Origin of the sequence: Bacillus thuringiensis (assembly GCF_022095615.2) — a bacterium.
GTDB classification, from domain to species: Bacteria; Bacillota; Bacilli; order Bacillales; family Bacillaceae_G; genus Bacillus_A; species Bacillus_A cereus_AG.
Window position 1 is genome coordinate 893,075 of the sequence record NZ_CP155559.1, and the last position, 17,999, is coordinate 911,073.

Here is a 17,999-nt window from a genome sequence, read left to right on the forward strand (position 1 = left end):
TATGAAAAACAAACAGTGGCTTATTTTCGTTTTTGTATGTGTTTTTGTTCCACTTGCAGGTGTTGGAATATTTAATGGCTATGCAGATTCACTTTGGTTATTCTCGCATAAAAATAAGTGGAATGATGTTCAGTTTGGGTTTAATGAGAGACAACAAAAAACGAATTATATAACATATCGTCCGTTTACTTATGATGGCGTTATACTTGGAAGTAGTAGAACAACGTTTATCAATGAAAATGATTTTACCGGATTAAACGCATTTAATTATGCGGTAAGTAGTACAGATCCACGTGAATATGATGCGTACATTGAATATGCAAAAGAACGAAAAGGTAGTGAACTATCTTCTATTGTGATTGGTTTAGATTTCCTTGGAACGAACAAAAATAGAGAAATCGGTTTTGATAAACCAGAAGTGTATATTAATGAAGCGCAAAGCTTACTATATCCAATTAAATCGTATGTGAGTATGGATGGGATTACATACTCCCGAAATACAATTCAAAACTCTATTCATCACAATAAGACTATCGATGTATATAATCGTGATAATGTAAAATCGATGCGTGAGTATACGAAAGAAGAGCGCGACGCACAAATCGCTGCGCAAGTAGATAAATTTAGTAGAGAGATTTACGGCGGGAATTATGAGTATCAAAATATGAAGGGAATATTAGGTACTGTAAAATCCCATAATCCGAATGCAAAGTTTTATATTTTCACAACGCCTGTTTCAGAGCCGTTGTTCCGTACGATGATTCAATCAGGACGATGGGAAGATTATAAGAGATGGCTCCATGATGCTGTCGATGTATTTGGAGAAGTACATCATTTCATGTATTTAAATTCAGTAACAAAGAACTTAGATAACTATATGGATGGACATCATTTCAGACCGGAAATCGGGAAGATGATTGCACATAAAGTTGTAAATGAAGAAGATAGTACTGTGCCGAAAGATTTCGGTATTGTTATTACGAAAGATAATATTGATGAGGTGCTGGAGGAAATTCGGGCGTCTTTTCAATAGAAAAAATAGTTTTGTAAAAAAGACTGAATCATAATGTGATTCGGTCTTTTTTTACAGGAAACATAAATATGGATGTAGAAATATTAGTTTGGATAAAGGGAGAGGCAAAATTAAGGGGGAGAAGAATGAGTAAATTCGGATTGTATGGTAAGTTTATTGTGGAAGAAAGTAACCGGGAAGAATTAACGGGTATTTTGCTAGAGGCTGCGGAATCAATGAACTCACTTCATAGTTGTGAAGTGTATATTGTAAGTACTTCAGATGACGAGCCGAATGCTGTATATGTTTTTGAAGTATGGAGTAATGAAGAAGCGCATAAAGCATCTTTAATGTTAGAGTCTACACAAAATTTAATTAAGAGAGCAAAACCAATGATTACTGGAGCAGAAAGAATGAGCACTTTGAATGCTAGAGGCGGTAAAGGGTTGGAATAGAAAAGAAGCAGCATCCATCTGGATGCTGCTTCTTTTATTCTATTTCTAAATCAACAATTAAGTAAGCGAGTATAACAACGAAGAAAATGCTAACGGCTGGTGCTGTTAATACGTGTCCAGACATAAAGCCGATTCCAAGCGATAAGACGAGTGTGCTAGCTAGTAGCATATGTTTTACGCTAAATAGTTTCTTAAAGTTTGTGATGATGCGAATGAATATTTTTATACCGAAATAAAGAAGCGGCAGTAAGTACATAAGGAAACCGACAATTCCGAATGCGAAGAATAGGTCGTGGAAATCCATTTCGACTAACTTCATTTTCGTTGTATAGTTACCAGCGTACCCCATTCCAAATAGTTTTTGAGATAGTGGTGCTTCTTTATAGTATTGTTTATATACTTTTAAAAATTTGTCGCGATCACTGTAAATTAAACTTTTCATTTCAGAGTCTGTTAGTTCGCCTTGCTTATGTTCTTCTTCTTTAATTACTTTTCCTTCTTTTCGGTCTTTTTCTTCTTGTACTGATTTTTTGTATTCATATATTTGTAAATGGATGCTCATGTTTTTGGCGATAGGAGTTTGCGGTGTAAGTACGAGTAACCCTCCTAATACGACAGCAGCAACAACTGTATTTACAAGATATGTGAATCCTTTTCCTTCTTTTTTACGATGTATCATATATTCAATGAATAAGAAGAAAAGAGCGATACCAAGTGTAATAACGATGGCACCATAGCCAACTTTCGTTCCAATCATAATGCTTGCATACATCGCAAGTACAGTTGGAATCCAGTAATACGCTTTTGAGAAAGAAGTTGTTTTATGAACCGAGTATAAGACAACGATTGGGAACATAATTGCGAAAATGGAACTTAAATCATTTCCAGCAAAGAACCATCCTCTTGAACCGATCTTTGAGTTCGGATAGCTTGGAAAATCTGTACCAGTTGCCATAGCCGCGATGATTGAAATACTTAAAATTAATGTTGCATATAAGAAATACGTAATGATTTTATGAAACGCATATTCGTTATTTTTTAATTCTTTTATTGCGATAATATATCCAAACAGTAGTACAATTGGATATACACTTTTCAAAATAAATTTCACTTCTTCTCCAAATGAAACTGGAGATTTGACCATTAAATTATTCACAAGGCCGATTGCGAGCACGATGCCAAATAGACATAAATAAAGAATATACTTTTTCGCGCCTTGTTGTTTATGGTGAAGAAGTAGATAACCTAATGCAAGAAGCATAAAGGCGAAACGGACTACGATTCCGACTGTTGCGCTCATGTGTAATACATAGATTGAAAAAGACGTTAATAAATCTAAGATTGGTTGAAACACAATGAATAGCAGCAGGAAATGCGGGAAGGAGCTATCCGTCTGTTTTAACTTAGTAACCATATGTTCCTCCATTTCTTCATTCCTTTATTTCAGAGCCTCTATATAAATAGGAAGGAGAATGAATTTCTATATTTAATTTTTATATCAGACTTAAGGATACACTATTTCATTGTAATGGTAAATAGATGAGGAGAGGCGATAAACCGACTTTAATTCCTATATTTTTTAACGAAATTGTATGTTTTATACAAGGTTATATACAAATTACGAGATTATTAGACAGAAAATTAAGAAAAAAGAAGGGTTTTTCAACTCCTTTCTATAATTATATAAGTATAATCTTTATGTAGAAAAGAGGGGTATATATAATGGAAGTAACAAGTAAAACAGAATCTGTCGTTGTGAAGTATGAAGGGCGCGTTGCAACGGTTATGGTCAATCGCCCAGAGGTGTTAAATGCATTAGATGAGCCAACATTAAAAGAGTTATTACAAAAATTGAAAGAAGTAGCGGAGAGTTCTGCACACATTGTTGTGTTATGCGGAAACGGCCGTGGTTTTTCTGCGGGTGGAGATATTAAATCGATGCTTTCGAGTAATGATGAAAGCAAGTTTGATGGTATTATGAATACCATTTCTGAAGTCGTTGTCACTTTATATACGATGCCGAAGCTCGTTATTAGCGCTATTCATGGACCAACTGCTGGTCTTGGATTAAGTATTGCGTTAACAGCTGACTATGTGATGGCGGATATTTCATCCGTTATTGCGATGAACTTTATTGGAATCGCTTTAATTCCAGATGGAGGCGGCCATTTCTTCCTTCAAAAGCGTGTCGGTGAAAATATGACGAAGCAAATTATTTGGGAAGGAAAGAAATTATCAGCAACAGAAGCGCTTGATATCGGCTTAATTGATGAAGTAATCGGCGAGGATTTCCAAACGGCTGTGAAGCAAAAAATTAGTGAATGGTCACAAAAGCCGATTAAAGCGATGATTCAAACGAAGCAAATTTTATGTGAAGTAAATCGCTCTAATTTAGAACAAACGCTGCAACTTGAAAAGCGTGGTCAATATGCGATGAGACAAACAGCGGATCATAAAGAGGGCATTGCTGCGTTTTTAGAAAAACGCTTGCCAGCATTTAAAGGAGAATAAAGTGAAATATTAATTAATGGTAGTTTTACTGCCGGTTAATTTAAGGTAAAGGGGAGAAAGTGCTAACACATTTTAGTATAATTGTGTTAGCACTTTTTTTTAGGAGTAATATATGAAGAAAATTATCGGTGTTATCGGCATAATTGTCATAGCATATTATGCATTGCATAGTACACCATCTATGGCGGTGCGAACTGCGTTGTTTTTTGAAGGACATCCAAGCGTTGCGTTTTCTGGCGGGGTGACGAAAGAAAAAGATGTGAAAAAAGAAGCAATTCCAGCTGAGTACCAAACTTTATATGGTAAGGAAGAAGAATTAGAGCACTATTTCTTTCCGCACGTAAGAGCACATGGATCAGGGATTGATATGCTTAGCGCGTGCGTGAAGAAAAAATGGTTTTTCTATACAGCGGAGCTCGGATGTTATTAAACATAGGAGGATGAATGATGTCAGCATATAACAAGTTAGTAAGAGATCGTGTTCCAGAGAAGATTTTGATGTCTGGAAAAACATATACAGCACAAAATTTAACAGGACAAGCATACATACAAGCTTTAGCGAAAATTGGAACAGAAGAAATTCGTGAATTTGCTTCTATGAAAGAGCGTGAACATGCGCTTGATTCTCTTGCGGATGCACTGGAAGTAATTATCTCATTAGCGCGTGCAGAAGGTGCAACAATTGAAGATGTAGAACGTCTACGAAAGCAAAGAGAAATAGAGCGCGGTGGGTTTGAAAGAGGCATTTATTTATTAGATGTTTCAGAAGAATAGTTTCGTAGGGAAAGCATAGCGTTAGTGAGTAACGCTATGCTTTTTTGTTGCAATTAAACTAATAATGAAGAAGATAACTGTTAATAGCCAGCCAATTGTAATAGAAGTAGTAGTGTGAACTGCATAAGAAACTTGTAAACAAAATAATGATGCTAAAAACCAGATGAATGCAGTATGTATATATTTTTTTGATATATTCATAGTTTATATCTCCTTTTGTATACTAAAAAGAATTTTACCGCAATTTAGAAAATTAAGCTATATGAGTAGAGGATTTATAGTAAATTCGGTATACTAAATAATAGAGAAAATGAGGAGGGAACGACAATGGCACATCATGCGAAAGAAACGATGGAATTGATTAAGGAGCTTGTCTCTATTCCAAGTCCATCTGGAAATACAGAGAAAATCATTCGTTTTATTGAAAACTATGTAAGTGAGTGGAACGTAGAAACGAAGCGTAACAATAAAGGCGCTCTTATTTTAACGGTAAAAGGGAAAAATGATGCACAGCACCGTTTATTAACGGCACACGTTGATACGTTAGGTGCGATGGTGAAAGAAATTAAATCTGACGGTCGTCTGAGTCTTTCTATGATTGGTGGATTTCGCTGGAACTCTGTAGAAGGGGAATATTGCGAAATTGAAACATCAAGCGGTAAGACGTATACAGGAACGATTTTAATGCATCAAACATCTGTGCATGTATATAAAGATGCAGGTGAAGCGAAACGCGACGAGAAAAATATTGAGGTTCGTATTGATGAGCGTGTATTTTCAGCTGATGAAGTGCGCGAATTAGGAATTGAAGTAGGAGACTTCGTTTCATTCGATCCGCGCGTTCAAATTACAGAGAGTGGATACATAAAATCACGTCATTTAGATGACAAAGTAAGTGTTGCGATTCTATTAAAATTAATTAAAAGATTACAAGACGAAAACGTAACATTACCATATACAACTCATTTCTTAATTTCTAACAATGAAGAGATTGGATACGGTGGTAACTCTAATATTCCAGAAGAAACGGTTGAATATTTAGCAGTTGATATGGGGGCGTTAGGTGATGGACAAGCATCTGACGAATATACAGTATCTATTTGTGCAAAAGACTCTAGTGGTCCGTATCATTATGCACTGCGTAAACATTTAGTAGAGCTTGCGAAAACGAACAATATTGAATATAAAGTAGATATTTATCCGTACTATGGATCGGATGCATCGGCTGCGATTCACGCTGGATTTGATGTGAAACATGCATTAATTGGAGCGGGTATTGATTCTTCTCATGCGTTTGAGCGTACACATGAAAGTTCGATTGCACATACAGAAGCACTTGTTTATTCATATGTATTATCAGAGATGATTGCGGAATAAGAAAAGAAATAGGCTGCCAGAGGTAGCCTATTTTTGTTTGCAGAGAAATCGATTTTATTCAACAAAAAGTAAATTAATTGTATTTTATTTTACAATATTAAGAAAGTAGGTTTACTACATAATTCGAGTATTATAAAATGATAGAGGCGCACTAATTTTTTTTGTTCGGGTTTGTTATGATTTGTATATTAAGATTACGCGTTATTAAAAGGTGATTATCGAGAGGAGTATTATTTTTTATGAAGTATCGTGCAGTCGCGGCAGGTATTTTAGCCGCAAGTTTATTATCGTCTCCAGTAAGTAGTTTCGCAGCAGCGAAGAAGTTTTCGGATGTTCCTACATGGGCGCAAGAATCAGTTGATTATTTAGTAGGGAAAAAAGCGCTTGATGGAAAGCCAGATGGAACGTTTTCTCCATCTGAAGCAGTAGATAGAGGATCAGCTGCAAAAATCTTAGCAGTCGTTCTTGGTTTACCAATCGATCCAAAAGCAAAACCATCTTTTAAAGATGCACAAAGCCATTGGGCAGCACCGTACATTGCTGCAGTGGAAAAAGCAGGTGCAATTAGTGGAGATGGTACTGGTAATTTCAATCCATTCGGTAAAATTAACCGTGCATCTATGGCATCTATGTTAGTACAAGCATACTCATTAGATAAAAAAATTATTGGAGAACTTCCAACACAGTTTAAAGATTTGGAACCTCATTGGGGTAAGAAACAAGCTAATATTTTAGTAGCTTTAGAGATTTCTAAGGGTACAGGAAATGGCTGGAATCCTGAAGGAACTGTAACTCGTGCAGAAGCAGCTCAGTTCATTGCAATGGCTGATAAAGATAAAACAAATACATCAAAAAAAATGTATATGAATAGAAACTTTATTACATATCATCAACCATCATTATCATCTGGTATTACTGACGTTCAGCATAAGCCACAAATGGTTGAAGTGAAAGAGCAAAGAGCAGACGGCTGGTTGAAAATTGTAACAAGTAAAGGTGAGAAGTGGACACCTTTAACAGAAAAAACAGAAACGATTAACCAAGACTTTACTGCATATGAAACAGCTTCACATAGTTCTAAAGTGCTAGGTACATATAATGCACAAACAGTAACGATTATGGAAGAGAGTGGCAGCTGGATTCGTATCCGCGTAGGCGCTGGCTTCCAGTGGGTTGATAAAAATCAATTAAACCCAGTAAAACAAGAGAACTTCCTAGAAGGTAAAGCGATTATTATTGATCCAGGTCACGGTGGAATTGACTCGGGTAATCCTGGTTATTATGAGAAAGAAAGTGAAACTGTATTAGATGTATCATTACGATTACAGAAAATATTTGAGAAAAAGACACCATTTACTGTGATGTTCACTCGTACAGATAATACACGCCCAGGAACAAGTGGTCCTGATTCATTAAAGAAACGTGTAGAATTTGCACAGGAACATAATGGAGATATTTTTGTAAGTATTCATGGTAACGGTACGGAAGATAAAAAAGGGCATGGTACAGAAACATTCTATTATGCAGCAGCACCGACAAGATCAACGAATCCATATGTAGATGAAAGTCGTTTATTAGCACAAAAAATTCAAGACCGTCTTGTGAAAGCACTGGGAACAACAGACCGTGGTGTGAAAAAAGGTGATCTATATGTGATTAGAGAAAATACAATGCCAGCTGTATTAACAGAATTAGCATTTGTAGATAATAAAAGTGATGCAGATAAAATCGCTACACCAAAGCAGAGACAAGATGCAGCAGAAGCGATTTATCAAGGTATTTTAGATTATTACGAAGCAAAGGGTAATAACGTATCTTCTTTCCGTTAATAAATAAAAAGAGATTGCCAATAGGCAGTCTCTTTTATTTATTAACGTTTCTCTTTATTTCCGGCATGTGATATCATTTAATTTTATACGAAAAAGTATTGTAGCAATTGTAATCATAACAATTTTAAACGATAGAGGATGATCATAGATTGAATAATTATAGTAAAACACCTGCATGTATATATACGTATGCATTTCGCGAGGAGGAGCGTGCTTTATGTTACCTGGAAATGCGCTCGTTCTTTGGAATGGAATCTCACGTTAATATTTTGAAAAGTGATGTCAAAATTGAACCGAGTAGAAGTGCGTTTATAAAAGAGCGCGTTGAGGTTATGTATGAAGGAGACGACTTAGAAAGTATTCTAAAACAAGTGGAACAAATTGATTTGGCGGGGGCGTCGTTTAAAGTTATCTTCGTTAAAATCAATGATCTTGGCAAAGAAAATAAAATTGAATATGGAGAGCGACGTCTCATTGAACGTGACCTCGGTATGCATATTGAAGGAGAAGCGGATGTTCGTAATCCAGAGCGTGTATTCGGGATTGTTCCTCTTGGAGGACGCTGGTACTTTGGACACTATGTAGAAAGTGAACCAGTTTGGTATCATCACATAAAAAAACCGCATAGTTATTCGACATCTCTTAGCACACGTGTTGCGAGATCAGTTGCAAATATTGCGGTGCCTAATCCAGAAGGAGTACGAGCAATTGACCCGTGCTGCGGCATTGGAACAGTAGTAGTAGAAGCACTTTCTATGGGGATTAACATTGTTGGTAGAGATATAAATCCACTTGTAGTTCTTGGAACGAGAAAAAATATCGCACACTTCGGGTTCGAAGGGACAGTAACAATAGGTCCGATTGAGGAAATTACTGAGAACTACGACGTTGCCATTATTGATATGCCATACGACTTATTTACGCATGCAACACCAGAAGACCAGTTCTCGATTCTTTCAAGTGCGCGCCGCATCGCTAAAAAGGTAGTCGTTGTCACGATGGAAACGATGGACGACATGATCCATGAAGCAGGATTTGAAATTACAGATCGCTGTATTACAAGAAAAGGATCATTTACTAGACAAATTCTTGTTTGTGAATAAGAAAGGAAGGTCACCCGTTTGGGTGACCTTTTTTGTTTGTATTGATGTGTGATTGGTTGGTGGAATGGAGGAGTGATTTGGCGGGAATTGTTGAATCGTTGATAAATGCCGAGAAGCACTCGATAACAGATTACTCTTTTTTTGTCTTCTCTTGTTCTGCAGTTAGTAAATTACGTAAGACGTGTCCGCGGTAACTTTCTAGTTTGCGTCCTTCATGATAGCGCACACCTAATTTTTTCAGTTCGGCTACGTACCAACCTTTTGTTCCGTAGTACATGAGATCACTTCCTTTTGCTTTTGAACAGTATATGTTGGGGGTGGAAGTAACTTTCCATTGAAAATAATAAGCCTGGTTGTATCGAGGTGTTCCATAAAATAGCTTCCGGACAGTGTATAAAAAAATAGACAGCAGTGTATGCTTTTTTACACAATGTATACAAATTTATACCCTATGCGTTGGCATGATATTTGCAAGAAAAAGAGTATCAACATATAGGGGAGAGATAGAAATGAAGGTTAGTAAAGTGTATACGACAATTGATGCTCACGTAGCTGGGGAACCGCTTCGAATTATTACAGGCGGTGTGCCAGAAATAAAGGGAGAAACGCAGTTAGAAAGACGCGCATACTGTATGGAACATTTGGATCATCTTCGCGAAATTCTTATGTATGAACCGAGAGGACATCACGGCATGTACGGTTGTATCATTACACCACCTGCAAGTGCTCACGCTGATTTTGGTGTATTATTTATGCACAATGAAGGCTGGAGTACGATGTGTGGTCATGGTATTATCGCCGTTATTACAGTCGGAATTGAAACAGGTATGTTTGAAGTGACAGGTGAGAAACAAAAGTTCATTATTGATAGCCCTGCTGGGGAAGTAGTCGCGTATGCAAAATATAACGGGAGCGAAGTAGAGTCCGTATCATTTGAAAATGTTCCTTCATTTGTATACAAAAAAGACGTTCCTATTAAAATAGATAACTATGAGTTTCAAGTAGATATCGCGTTTGGCGGAGCATTTTATGCGGTAGTAGATTGTAAGGAATTTGGCTTGAAAGTTGATTTCAAGGACTTACCTGCTATTCAAACGTGGGGCGGTAAAATTAAACACTATATTGAGAGCCAAATGGAAGTAAAGCACCCACTGGAAGAAGATTTAAAAGGAATATACGGCGTTATTTTCTCAGATGAACCGAAAGAAAAAGACGCAACGTTACGAAATGTAACAATTTTCGCTGATGGGCAAGTAGATCGTTCCCCTTGTGGCACAGGAACTTCCGCAAGAATCGCAACTCTTTTTGAAAAAGATGCTTTACACAAGGGAGAAATTTTCGTCCATGAATGTATTACTGACGGAAAATTCGAAGGAGAAGTATTGTCGATAACAGCGGTAGATACATACGAAGCTGTCGTTTCGAAAGTAACAGGGCATGCATTTATTACAGGATTTCATCAGTTCGTTGTAGACCCGAGAGATGATTTAAATCGAGGATTTTTGTTAGGATAGAAGGAGGAGGTGGAAAGATATGCTAGTCATAAGCGCGAACGAACAAAGAAACTTAGTAAATATGAATGAAGTCATTGCATACGCGGCGCTTGCTTTACAAGAATTTTCCGCAGAAAGAACAATCACGCCAATACGAGGTTCTTTGCCATTTGCTAATGAGAAAAATACGGCATTAATTATGCCTTCCGTAGCGGAAGGACTTGAGGAAATTGGTTTAAAAGTAGTAACAGTAGTCCCGCAGAATAAAAAGATAGGAAAGAAAACGATAAACGGGATTGTAATGCTATCTGACTTTCAAACGGGAGAACCGCTCGCACTTTTAGAAGGATCCTATTTAACAATGATTCGAACAGGTGCCTTATCAGGAGTAGCGACAAAACATTTAGCTCGTCATGATGCAAAAACTTTATGCATCATCGGGACAGGCGAACAGGCGAAGGGAATTGCCGAAGCTGTATTTGCGGTAAGAGATATTGAAAAGGTCATTTTATACAATCGAACAGAAGAAAAAGCGTATGCATTTGCGCAATACATACAAGAGAGATTCAATACACCTGCTTACGTTCACACAAATGCAAATGAAGCAATAAGCGAAGCAGACATCATCGTCACAACTACAAACGCATCCACACCAGTCTTCTCAGAAAAACTACAAAAAGGCGTCCATATAAACGCCGTCGGCTCATTCAGGCCAAGCATGCAAGAACTACCATCCCACGCCATCGCGGGCGCTAACAAAGTAGTAGTCGAATCAAAAGAAGCAGCACTAGAAGAAACAGGTGACCTTCAAGTTCCAATAAAAGAAGGTCTATTTGAAGCAAGCAACATCCATGCCGAACTTGGTCAAATTATAAGCGGCGAAAAAGCCGGCCGTGAAAACGACGAAGAGATTACTATTTTCAAATCAGTTGGTTTGGCGGTAGTGGATATTATCGTTGCGAAGTATTTGTATGAGAGAGCGGTGGAGCACGGAGTTGGGGAGAGGATTGAGTTTTGAGAGAGACTGCCTTTTGGTGGTATCAAATCATGAATTCAATTGGCGTATGAAAAAAGTTGCACCTCTAACAAATAGAGGTGCAACTTTTTTTCCATTCTCGCCATTCTTCTGTTATATCTTCTTCGGATTCTAAGCCAGCTATTCGTGCAGCTGCATCGATAAATTCATAGAGATCTTCTCTTTCCATTGTTTCGATAAAATGGTCATGTTCGATATTTAGTTCATTTAATTTAATAACGACCTCTTTAACAAATTGCATTACTTCGACTTCGGTTGGATCCTCACCTAATTGCTCTAAATTGTTAATGTAAGTGTCAAGAACCTTATTTGTTGCACTTATATTTTCTTCAGTGAAAAATTCCCCATCTTCATCATACTCAACCCATGAGGTTGTTGGTTTGTTTTTTTTCAATTCATCAAATGTCATGATAACCTCCTGAAAATATTTTTTATCTTCAATTTCATTCTACATTTTCGATCATATATAACAATCATTTTAGAGGGATTTCTTTTAGGTTGCTAGGCTTAAACTGATTTTGAGAGGCCACCTCTTTCAAGGTGACCTCTCGTACTGCATTATTTTGAAACCTTGGTTAGCTATTCAATCTTTGAAGTATTTACTGTTTTTAAATCAATGAGTAAGGTGCAAAATTCAAAGTATATGGTGGCACTATTTGTACTTCGTCCTGTAATCTTTTCTCATCGAATAAACCTAGAGCTATCACTCATGCCTTCAGTTGAACACCCTGATGACTGAGCCAAGATAAATTATGGATGAAGTGCCCGTGCCATCGCATCAAAATAATTCTGACTGGCACGCTGACTTACTACGGATTCAGGCACAAATACGTCAAAGCAATGGAAGCAGCCGGGGTAGAGGTGAAATTCAACGTCTACTCCTGCTTGTGCAAGTCGTGTTACATATTCAATGGTTTCATCTCGAAATAAATCGAGTTGACCTACACATGTATAAGTTGGCGGTAGCCCGGCTAAGTTTTCTGCTCTCGAAGGTACGGCATAGGGAGATAGCTCGTTGGAATCTTTCTCCTTGCCCAAGTACATACTCCAAGCCGTCAAATTGTTTGCTCTATTCCATGTTGCGTGGTCTTCTGTAATCTCATAGCTTGATGGTGTTATGTTGCGGTTGTCAAGCATCGGATACAGCGGCATCTGGAATATAATAGATGGACCTCCTTTATCCCGAGCCATTAACGCAAGCGCTGCGGTTAGTCCACCGCCTCCACTTGCACCGGCGATCGCAACTCGATTCACATCAATGCCCAGCGAGTCTGCCTCATTTGTCATCCAAACCAATCCTGCATAACAATCTTCGATAGCCGCTGGATAAGGATGTTCGGGAGCAAGTCGATAATCGACAGACACAACAACGCATTTAGCATTCTGAACAAAGCGTTCACACAAAACATCGTCCATATCGGGGTGTCCCATTACGTATCCGCCACCGTGAATCCACAGCATAGCTGGAAGTTTATCAAGATTGTTCTCAACGGGTTCGTAAATTTTAACTAACATCTCGCCAGCAGCGCCAGGAATCATTCGCTTGGTCATGTGTACAAGCTCTGATTTTTCCAAATGTGGATTCGACAAGAGACTTCGACTCGCCTCTAAATCCCCCTCTAATTGAAAGCCTGGAAATTGGGAGAAAGCCTGTTTTAATTCTGGTAATACTCGACTGTCAATTTTCATGTAAATTCCTCCAATTAAATAATGAGACTTGATGCAATCCTTATGGAATAATTAACGGAATAGATGTGTCTCCTGTTCTCCTTCAGCTTCCCATTTGGCAATTTCCTCTCTTACACGAGGGGCAACTTCTGTTCCAAGCAATTCTATGGCACGCATGACTTGATCATGTGGCATGGTACTTAATGGTACATACATCATAAAGCGTGTAATCCCTACATGCTTACGAAGATGGATGATTTTTTCGGCGACTGTATCTGGATCACCAACATACAATGCCCCTTCAAAACTTCGTGCAGCATCAAAGCTGGAACGATCATAATAAGGCCACCCCCGCTCTTTACCAAGTTTATTCATGCCTGCCTGAGTGGATGGGAAAAATGTATCTGCTGCCAATTCCGTATTCTCTCCAACAAATCCAATCGAATGAGATCCCACCTGAAGTTTTGATACATCATGACCAGCGTGAGCTGCCGCTTTCTTATATAGCTGTACAATTCGTGCAAAGTGCATGGGGCTACCACCAATAATCGCCAGCATAAGTGGTAATCCCAGAAAACCGGCACGGATAGCAGACTCTTGATTTCCACCGCTACCAACCCATATCGGTAAAGGATTTTGAACAGGTCTTGGATACACACCTAAATTATTGATTGCTGGTCGATGTCCGCCTTCCCAAGTCACTTTTTCGGACTGACGTATTTTGAGAAGTAGGTCCAAATGTTCTTCAAACAGTTCTTCATAGTCCTTCATGTTATAGCCAAACAATGGAAAAGATTCGATAAAGGAACCACGACCCGCCATAATCTCCGCGCGTCCATTTGAAATGCCATCCAGTGTAGAGAAATCCTGAAAAACGCGCACAGGATCAGCTGAAGAAAGTACAGTTACTGCACTCGCTAGCCGTATCTTTTTCGTTTGTGGTGCCGCCGCTGATAGAACCATCGCTGGAGAGGATGCTGCATAATCCTTCCTATGGTGCTCACCAACACCAAACACATCAAGTCCTACTTGATCAGCAAGAACGATTTCTTCAACAACTTCACGCAATCGCTGTGCGTGACTTATCACTTCACCACTATGTACATCTGGTTTCGTTTCTACAAAAGACGTAATCCCTATTTCCATTTGTCATCTCTCCTAGTTCAATTAGATTTTAAGTCAAAAAAATTAATCATTTCCTTTATAGTAGTAACGTGTTTCTCATATTGGCTAACACACGTTTATTTCATGAAATTTTACCTCGTCTGGTCATAGCCCAAAAAAGAAGAGCGAAAGCACTGACAGAGGCTCCGAGTAAGGAAACCCCTCCCCAGCCAAAGTGTGCGTATATTTGAGTCGAAGCAATTGAACCACCAGCACTGCCGATAGAATAAAACACCATATATCCAGCAGTAAGTCGACTCCGTGCTTCTGTATGCAATGGAAGGATCATGGTTTGATTCGTGACATGTATTGCCTGTACGGCCAAATCAAGTAGAACTATCCCTATCACTAATGCGATTAATGACTGCTCTATATAACTGATGAACAACCATGAAATCAATAATAGAGCTAAAGCAATACCTGTCGTTCGTTGTCCGTAACCTTGATCGGCCCATTTCCCTGCCCGTGCCGCAGCTAAGGCTCCAGCCACACCTACAAGACCGAATGCGCCAATTGCACTATGAGATAGAGCAATTGGCGGTGTACTAAGTGGCAGTACTAGTGAGGTCCACAAAATGCTGAAATCAGCAAAAATCAGCATGGCTAGAACGGAGCGAACACGTAACGTTCGTTCTTGAATAAATAAAGTAAGCACCGATCTAATCAACTCAGGGTAGGATAGCGATTTTACCTCGCGCTTAACATTGGGCAACATCTTTATAAACATAAAAACCATCAAAAGCATGAGCGCAGCAGAAAATAGATATACAGAACGCCATCCCGCAACATCTGTTAATATACCAGCAAAAGTGCGTGCGAGAAGTATGCCAATAACTATTCCACTTGTTACAATTCCAACGACACGTCCTCTTTCTGTAGGGGAAGCGATGGTCGCTGCAAACGCCACGAGAGTCTGTGTCACAACTGCAAGCAGACCCACCAAAGCCATACCTGCGAAAAGTACCATGCTGGAGGAAGCAGTACCAACTATAACCAGAGCTGTTGTAGATAATAGCATCTGACCGACAATTAGACGTCGCTGGTTTAGCAAATCTCCAAGCGGTACGAGTAGCAGTAAGCCCACTCCGTAAAAAATTTGTGTAACGGTAATAACAACACCAATAATGGAATGGTTAATACTAAACTCATTAGATAGTTGATCAAGCAACGGCTGTGCAAAGTAAATATTGGCAACAGACATTCCACAGGCAGTCGCAAACAATAATGCCAAAGCGTGAGACATGGATGGCTGTTGATTCAAATTAGGTTTTGTTATGGAAGATTTATGACTTATCTTAGTGTAGAGTGGATCATCTTCTATATCTGTCTCTGTTTTAAACATACCTTAACCTCCAATCACATTAGATTTTTAATCATAACATACCGTTCGGTACAATATAATTACTGGTAAATATAACTTAGTCTCATTCGTGATGTCAACGATTTTTGCACTAAAATTTATGTTTCATTAAATGAATGGAGCTTAATTTGACATAAATAATGGCTAATTATATAATAATTACATACTGTTTGGTAATGAAAAAACAATTGTAATTACCTACACACCTATCTTAAAACAATTAATAAAATCAAAGTTTGAGAAGGAGAATTCTTAATGGCACGAACTCGTGAATTTGATGAGGATCAAGTTTTAGATGCAGCAATGCAGCTATTTTGGGAGAAGGGATATGAGGCTACCTCATTAAGTGATCTTACTTCTAGAATGGGCATTCAACGCCCTAGTATTTATTCGGCTTTTGGAGATAAGAAAGAATTGTTTGAAGCCGCACTTCGTAGATATACAATGTCTCGGGCATCTGATATACGAAATAGGCTTCAAAGTCACTCCTCTGTAAAAGAGTCATTTTCTATTTTCTTTGCGGATGTCGTCAATGAAGAATACGCGGGTGATCTTAGTAAAGGTTGTTTTTGTATCAATACAATGGTTGAATTAGCACCTCATGATGAGAGATTTGAAATTTTGACCAGAGAACATCAAATGTACCTCGCTGTCATTTTTCAGGAGACGATCGAACGAGGGATCCAATCAGGTGAGCTGGAAGTCAACACAGATGCAAAGTCTTTGGCACAGGCACTGATTGTAGCGTTAATCGGTCTAACGGTTATGATGAAATCTCGCCCCCAACGTTCATTTGTCGACAATGTAATAGCAGCGACGCTCACATTACTTAAGTGACATGATTGTATATGAAAGTACGAAAACTATACCTTTATAGGGGTAGCGTCACATCGCCATCAAACTAAAATTTTATAGTACCCCCAGAACGAAATTTTGTGCTAACTTGAAACAAAAAAACTCATTTTTTCGTTTCGGGGTAATTCTGAATTCTTAAGTTGATGGGTATGGGGTAGTACCCCTAAAATGTGAACTCACAATATTAATTTGTATCTAGTCTTAAAAATGAATAACTTTAACATCGATAAGGATTTTGAGATAAGTCATACGAGATATTTGTAAGCCTTAGTTGAAGTGTAAAATTAATTAAATATCTATCAATAGAATAAATTATATTGATAGATATTTAATATTGTAAATCTGCTGTTATATAAATTGAGGATATCAAAGGGAATTGTTGAGAAATCAATATTTAAGGGGAAATGAATGTAAACTAATAATAAAAAGTTTGCTTTCATATTAGAAAAGGTTAGTCCCTCACTCCACTCCAGCTAAAAACCTCACACCCAAAAACAAAGGGGAACTCAATTGTTCAAACTCATATAAAGTTTCAATCTTGTCTAAGCATCCATTAGGATATACAATGGATCATCTATTTTTCTTTACATAATCTCCAGATACAGTCCATATCAACTATAGATTCTTGTCTTATGCTAAATGTAATCAAAAAGCAAGTAGATAAAGATAATGACTAAAACATTAACTCTAGATACTTTTTTGATGAATATTACAAATAAACAGGAGGTAATGAAAGATGTTTAAAACATTATTAGCAGGAGCACTTTTAAGTACAGGATTAGTAGCGGGAGGTGCAGATGATGCGAAAATGGACAATTTAAAGTCAAATGAAAATAGTTCAAATCAAGTAATTACACAGAGTGCAGATGGAACAACGTCTTTCTCACAAAACTTTGATTTACCTAAAGATGCAGTGCCAGCAACTCCTAAAGGAAACGCAAAAACTGTTGAAAGAACAGAGGGGACAGGTTCTCAAGAAGGAAAAATGGTACCAACAAAAGAAGGTACAGATTCTCAACCTGGATTTGAAATGGGAGCCCCTGAAAAACCAGAGCATGCAAAAACTGTTGAAAGAACAGAGGGCACGGATTCTCAAGAAGGAAAAATGGTACCAGCAAAAGAAGGAAATTAAATAATATATAGTTATAACGAGGAGCATCCAAAAAGTGGTGCTCTTTTTATATTATAGGGATTAACCAGTTTTACTGAATATAGAACTGTAGGAGGAATTGAGACTAAAACATGGGGGCCTATCTCTTCAAATCATGGTGTTTAGGGCAATAGTTTTGGTGGTAACGTTACAATACAAACAATTTATTAGAGATTTTCTAAATTTACATACACTCTAGATAGACTACATAT

18 protein-coding genes and 1 pseudogene are annotated in these 17,999 nt (G+C 37.9%); 12 read left to right on the forward strand and 7 right to left on the reverse strand.

The genetic code is table 11. From position 1 onward, the window contains the following. Position 1: 1 nt before the first annotated feature. Together KZZ19_RS04540 and KZZ19_RS04545 are read left to right on the forward strand one after the other, a co-directional pair. The gene (locus KZZ19_RS04540) at positions 2-1,033 is read left to right on the forward strand and encodes a hypothetical protein (RefSeq protein ID WP_237979634.1); all 1,032 of its coding nucleotides are present in this window, start codon (positions 2-4) and stop codon (positions 1,031-1,033) included. Between the two features lie 125 nt (positions 1,034-1,158). Further along, positions 1,159-1,467, forward strand: a complete 309-nt coding sequence (locus KZZ19_RS04545) for a putative quinol monooxygenase (RefSeq protein WP_237979636.1) — start codon at positions 1,159-1,161, stop codon at positions 1,465-1,467. A 34-nt stretch (positions 1,468-1,501) separates the two neighbouring features. Here the strand turns inward: KZZ19_RS04545 and KZZ19_RS04550 are convergent, their stop codons facing one another. Beyond that, positions 1,502-2,881, reverse strand: a complete 1,380-nt coding sequence (locus KZZ19_RS04550) for an O-antigen ligase family protein (protein ID WP_237979637.1) — start codon at positions 2,879-2,881, stop codon at positions 1,502-1,504. A gap of 308 nt (positions 2,882-3,189) precedes the next feature. Between KZZ19_RS04550 and KZZ19_RS04555 the strand changes: the two genes are divergently transcribed. From KZZ19_RS04555 to KZZ19_RS04565, 3 genes are all read left to right on the forward strand, one after another. Beyond that, entirely contained in the window at positions 3,190-3,978 is a 789-nt protein-coding gene (locus KZZ19_RS04555; RefSeq protein ID WP_073518885.1) for an enoyl-CoA hydratase, read from the forward strand. A 112-nt stretch (positions 3,979-4,090) separates the two neighbouring features. Continuing rightward, positions 4,091-4,408 (forward strand): hypothetical protein, encoded by a 318-nt coding sequence (locus KZZ19_RS04560; RefSeq protein ID WP_237979638.1) that lies wholly within the window; start codon positions 4,091-4,093, stop codon positions 4,406-4,408. A gap of 17 nt (positions 4,409-4,425) precedes the next feature. After that, complete coding sequence (locus KZZ19_RS04565) at positions 4,426-4,752, forward strand: nucleoside triphosphate pyrophosphohydrolase (protein ID WP_237979639.1); 327 nt, start codon at positions 4,426-4,428, stop codon at positions 4,750-4,752. A 21-nt stretch (positions 4,753-4,773) separates the two neighbouring features. On the opposite strand, the gene KZZ19_RS04570 is transcribed toward KZZ19_RS04565, so the two are convergent. Then, entirely contained in the window at positions 4,774-4,953 is a 180-nt protein-coding gene (locus tag KZZ19_RS04570; RefSeq protein ID WP_237979640.1) for a hypothetical protein, read from the reverse strand. A gap of 126 nt (positions 4,954-5,079) precedes the next feature. Here KZZ19_RS04570 and KZZ19_RS04575 point away from each other — a divergent pair, with 126 nt between their 5' ends. From KZZ19_RS04575 to KZZ19_RS04585, 3 genes are all read left to right on the forward strand, one after another. Continuing rightward, positions 5,080-6,129, forward strand: a complete 1,050-nt coding sequence (locus KZZ19_RS04575) for a M42 family metallopeptidase (protein ID WP_237979641.1) — start codon at positions 5,080-5,082, stop codon at positions 6,127-6,129. 239 nt (positions 6,130-6,368) lie between these two features. Next, complete coding sequence (locus KZZ19_RS04580) at positions 6,369-7,958, forward strand: N-acetylmuramoyl-L-alanine amidase (protein WP_237979642.1); 1,590 nt, start codon at positions 6,369-6,371, stop codon at positions 7,956-7,958. 149 nt (positions 7,959-8,107) lie between these two features. Next, positions 8,108-9,061: a TRM11 family SAM-dependent methyltransferase gene (locus KZZ19_RS04585; RefSeq protein WP_237979643.1), complete on the forward strand. Its 954-nt coding sequence runs from the start codon at positions 8,108-8,110 to the stop codon at positions 9,059-9,061. A 130-nt stretch (positions 9,062-9,191) separates the two neighbouring features. Here the strand turns inward: KZZ19_RS04585 and KZZ19_RS04590 are convergent. Beyond that, positions 9,192-9,433: pseudogene (locus tag KZZ19_RS04590) on the reverse strand (YflJ family protein). Between the two features lie 89 nt (positions 9,434-9,522). On the opposite strand from KZZ19_RS04590, the gene KZZ19_RS04595 reads away from it, so the two are divergent. Further along, a complete protein-coding gene (locus KZZ19_RS04595; protein WP_237979644.1) occupies positions 9,523-10,575 on the forward strand; it encodes a proline racemase family protein in 1,053 nt (350 codons plus the stop codon). Positions 10,576-10,594: 19 nt separating this feature from the next. Then, a complete protein-coding gene (locus KZZ19_RS04600) occupies positions 10,595-11,572 on the forward strand; it encodes an ornithine cyclodeaminase family protein (RefSeq protein WP_237979645.1) in 978 nt (325 codons plus the stop codon). 64 nt (positions 11,573-11,636) lie between these two features. Here the strand turns inward: KZZ19_RS04600 and KZZ19_RS04605 are convergent, their stop codons facing one another. The 4 genes from KZZ19_RS04605 to KZZ19_RS04620 form a co-directional block, all read right to left on the reverse strand. Then, the gene (locus tag KZZ19_RS04605) at positions 11,637-11,999 is read right to left on the reverse strand and encodes a hypothetical protein (protein WP_237979646.1); all 363 of its coding nucleotides are present in this window, start codon (positions 11,997-11,999) and stop codon (positions 11,637-11,639) included. Between the two features lie 341 nt (positions 12,000-12,340). Continuing rightward, complete coding sequence (locus KZZ19_RS04610; protein WP_237979648.1) at positions 12,341-13,279, reverse strand: alpha/beta hydrolase; 939 nt, start codon at positions 13,277-13,279, stop codon at positions 12,341-12,343. A 51-nt stretch (positions 13,280-13,330) separates the two neighbouring features. Continuing rightward, on the reverse strand, positions 13,331-14,404 hold the full coding sequence (locus KZZ19_RS04615; RefSeq protein ID WP_016089100.1) for an LLM class flavin-dependent oxidoreductase: 1,074 nt from the start codon (positions 14,402-14,404) through the stop codon (positions 13,331-13,333). A gap of 100 nt (positions 14,405-14,504) precedes the next feature. After that, the gene (locus KZZ19_RS04620; protein ID WP_237979649.1) at positions 14,505-15,764 is read right to left on the reverse strand and encodes an MFS transporter; all 1,260 of its coding nucleotides are present in this window, start codon (positions 15,762-15,764) and stop codon (positions 14,505-14,507) included. A 273-nt stretch (positions 15,765-16,037) separates the two neighbouring features. Here KZZ19_RS04620 and KZZ19_RS04625 point away from each other — a divergent pair, with 273 nt between their 5' ends. Together KZZ19_RS04625 and KZZ19_RS04630 are read left to right on the forward strand one after the other, a co-directional pair. Then, positions 16,038-16,619 (forward strand): TetR/AcrR family transcriptional regulator, encoded by a 582-nt coding sequence (locus KZZ19_RS04625; protein ID WP_016089098.1) that lies wholly within the window; start codon positions 16,038-16,040, stop codon positions 16,617-16,619. A 754-nt stretch (positions 16,620-17,373) separates the two neighbouring features. Further along, entirely contained in the window at positions 17,374-17,769 is a 396-nt protein-coding gene (locus KZZ19_RS04630) for a hypothetical protein (protein WP_000477315.1), read from the forward strand. Positions 17,770-17,999: the final 230 nt, after the last annotated feature.

Coding starts and splice junctions, on each gene's coding strand:
- KZZ19_RS04540 (WP_237979634.1), top strand. CDS start 2: ATGAAAAACAAACAGTGGCTTATTTTCGTTTTTGTATGTGTTTTTGTT.
- KZZ19_RS04545 (WP_237979636.1), top strand. CDS start 1,159: ATGAGTAAATTCGGATTGTATGGTAAGTTTATTGTGGAAGAAAGTAAC.
- KZZ19_RS04550 (WP_237979637.1), bottom strand. CDS start 2,881: ATGGTTACTAAGTTAAAACAGACGGATAGCTCCTTCCCGCATTTCCTG.
- KZZ19_RS04555 (WP_073518885.1), top strand. CDS start 3,190: ATGGAAGTAACAAGTAAAACAGAATCTGTCGTTGTGAAGTATGAAGGG.
- KZZ19_RS04560 (WP_237979638.1), top strand. CDS start 4,091: ATGAAGAAAATTATCGGTGTTATCGGCATAATTGTCATAGCATATTAT.
- KZZ19_RS04565 (WP_237979639.1), top strand. CDS start 4,426: ATGTCAGCATATAACAAGTTAGTAAGAGATCGTGTTCCAGAGAAGATT.
- KZZ19_RS04570 (WP_237979640.1), bottom strand. CDS start 4,953: ATGAATATATCAAAAAAATATATACATACTGCATTCATCTGGTTTTTA.
- KZZ19_RS04575 (WP_237979641.1), top strand. CDS start 5,080: ATGGCACATCATGCGAAAGAAACGATGGAATTGATTAAGGAGCTTGTC.
- KZZ19_RS04580 (WP_237979642.1), top strand. CDS start 6,369: ATGAAGTATCGTGCAGTCGCGGCAGGTATTTTAGCCGCAAGTTTATTA.
- KZZ19_RS04595 (WP_237979644.1), top strand. CDS start 9,523: ATGATATTTGCAAGAAAAAGAGTATCAACATATAGGGGAGAGATAGAA.
- KZZ19_RS04600 (WP_237979645.1), top strand. CDS start 10,595: ATGCTAGTCATAAGCGCGAACGAACAAAGAAACTTAGTAAATATGAAT.
- KZZ19_RS04605 (WP_237979646.1), bottom strand. CDS start 11,999: ATGACATTTGATGAATTGAAAAAAAACAAACCAACAACCTCATGGGTT.
- KZZ19_RS04610 (WP_237979648.1), bottom strand. CDS start 13,279: ATGAAAATTGACAGTCGAGTATTACCAGAATTAAAACAGGCTTTCTCC.
- KZZ19_RS04615 (WP_016089100.1), bottom strand. CDS start 14,404: ATGGAAATAGGGATTACGTCTTTTGTAGAAACGAAACCAGATGTACAT.
- KZZ19_RS04620 (WP_237979649.1), bottom strand. CDS start 15,764: ATGTTTAAAACAGAGACAGATATAGAAGATGATCCACTCTACACTAAG.
- KZZ19_RS04625 (WP_016089098.1), top strand. CDS start 16,038: ATGGCACGAACTCGTGAATTTGATGAGGATCAAGTTTTAGATGCAGCA.
- KZZ19_RS04630 (WP_000477315.1), top strand. CDS start 17,374: ATGTTTAAAACATTATTAGCAGGAGCACTTTTAAGTACAGGATTAGTA.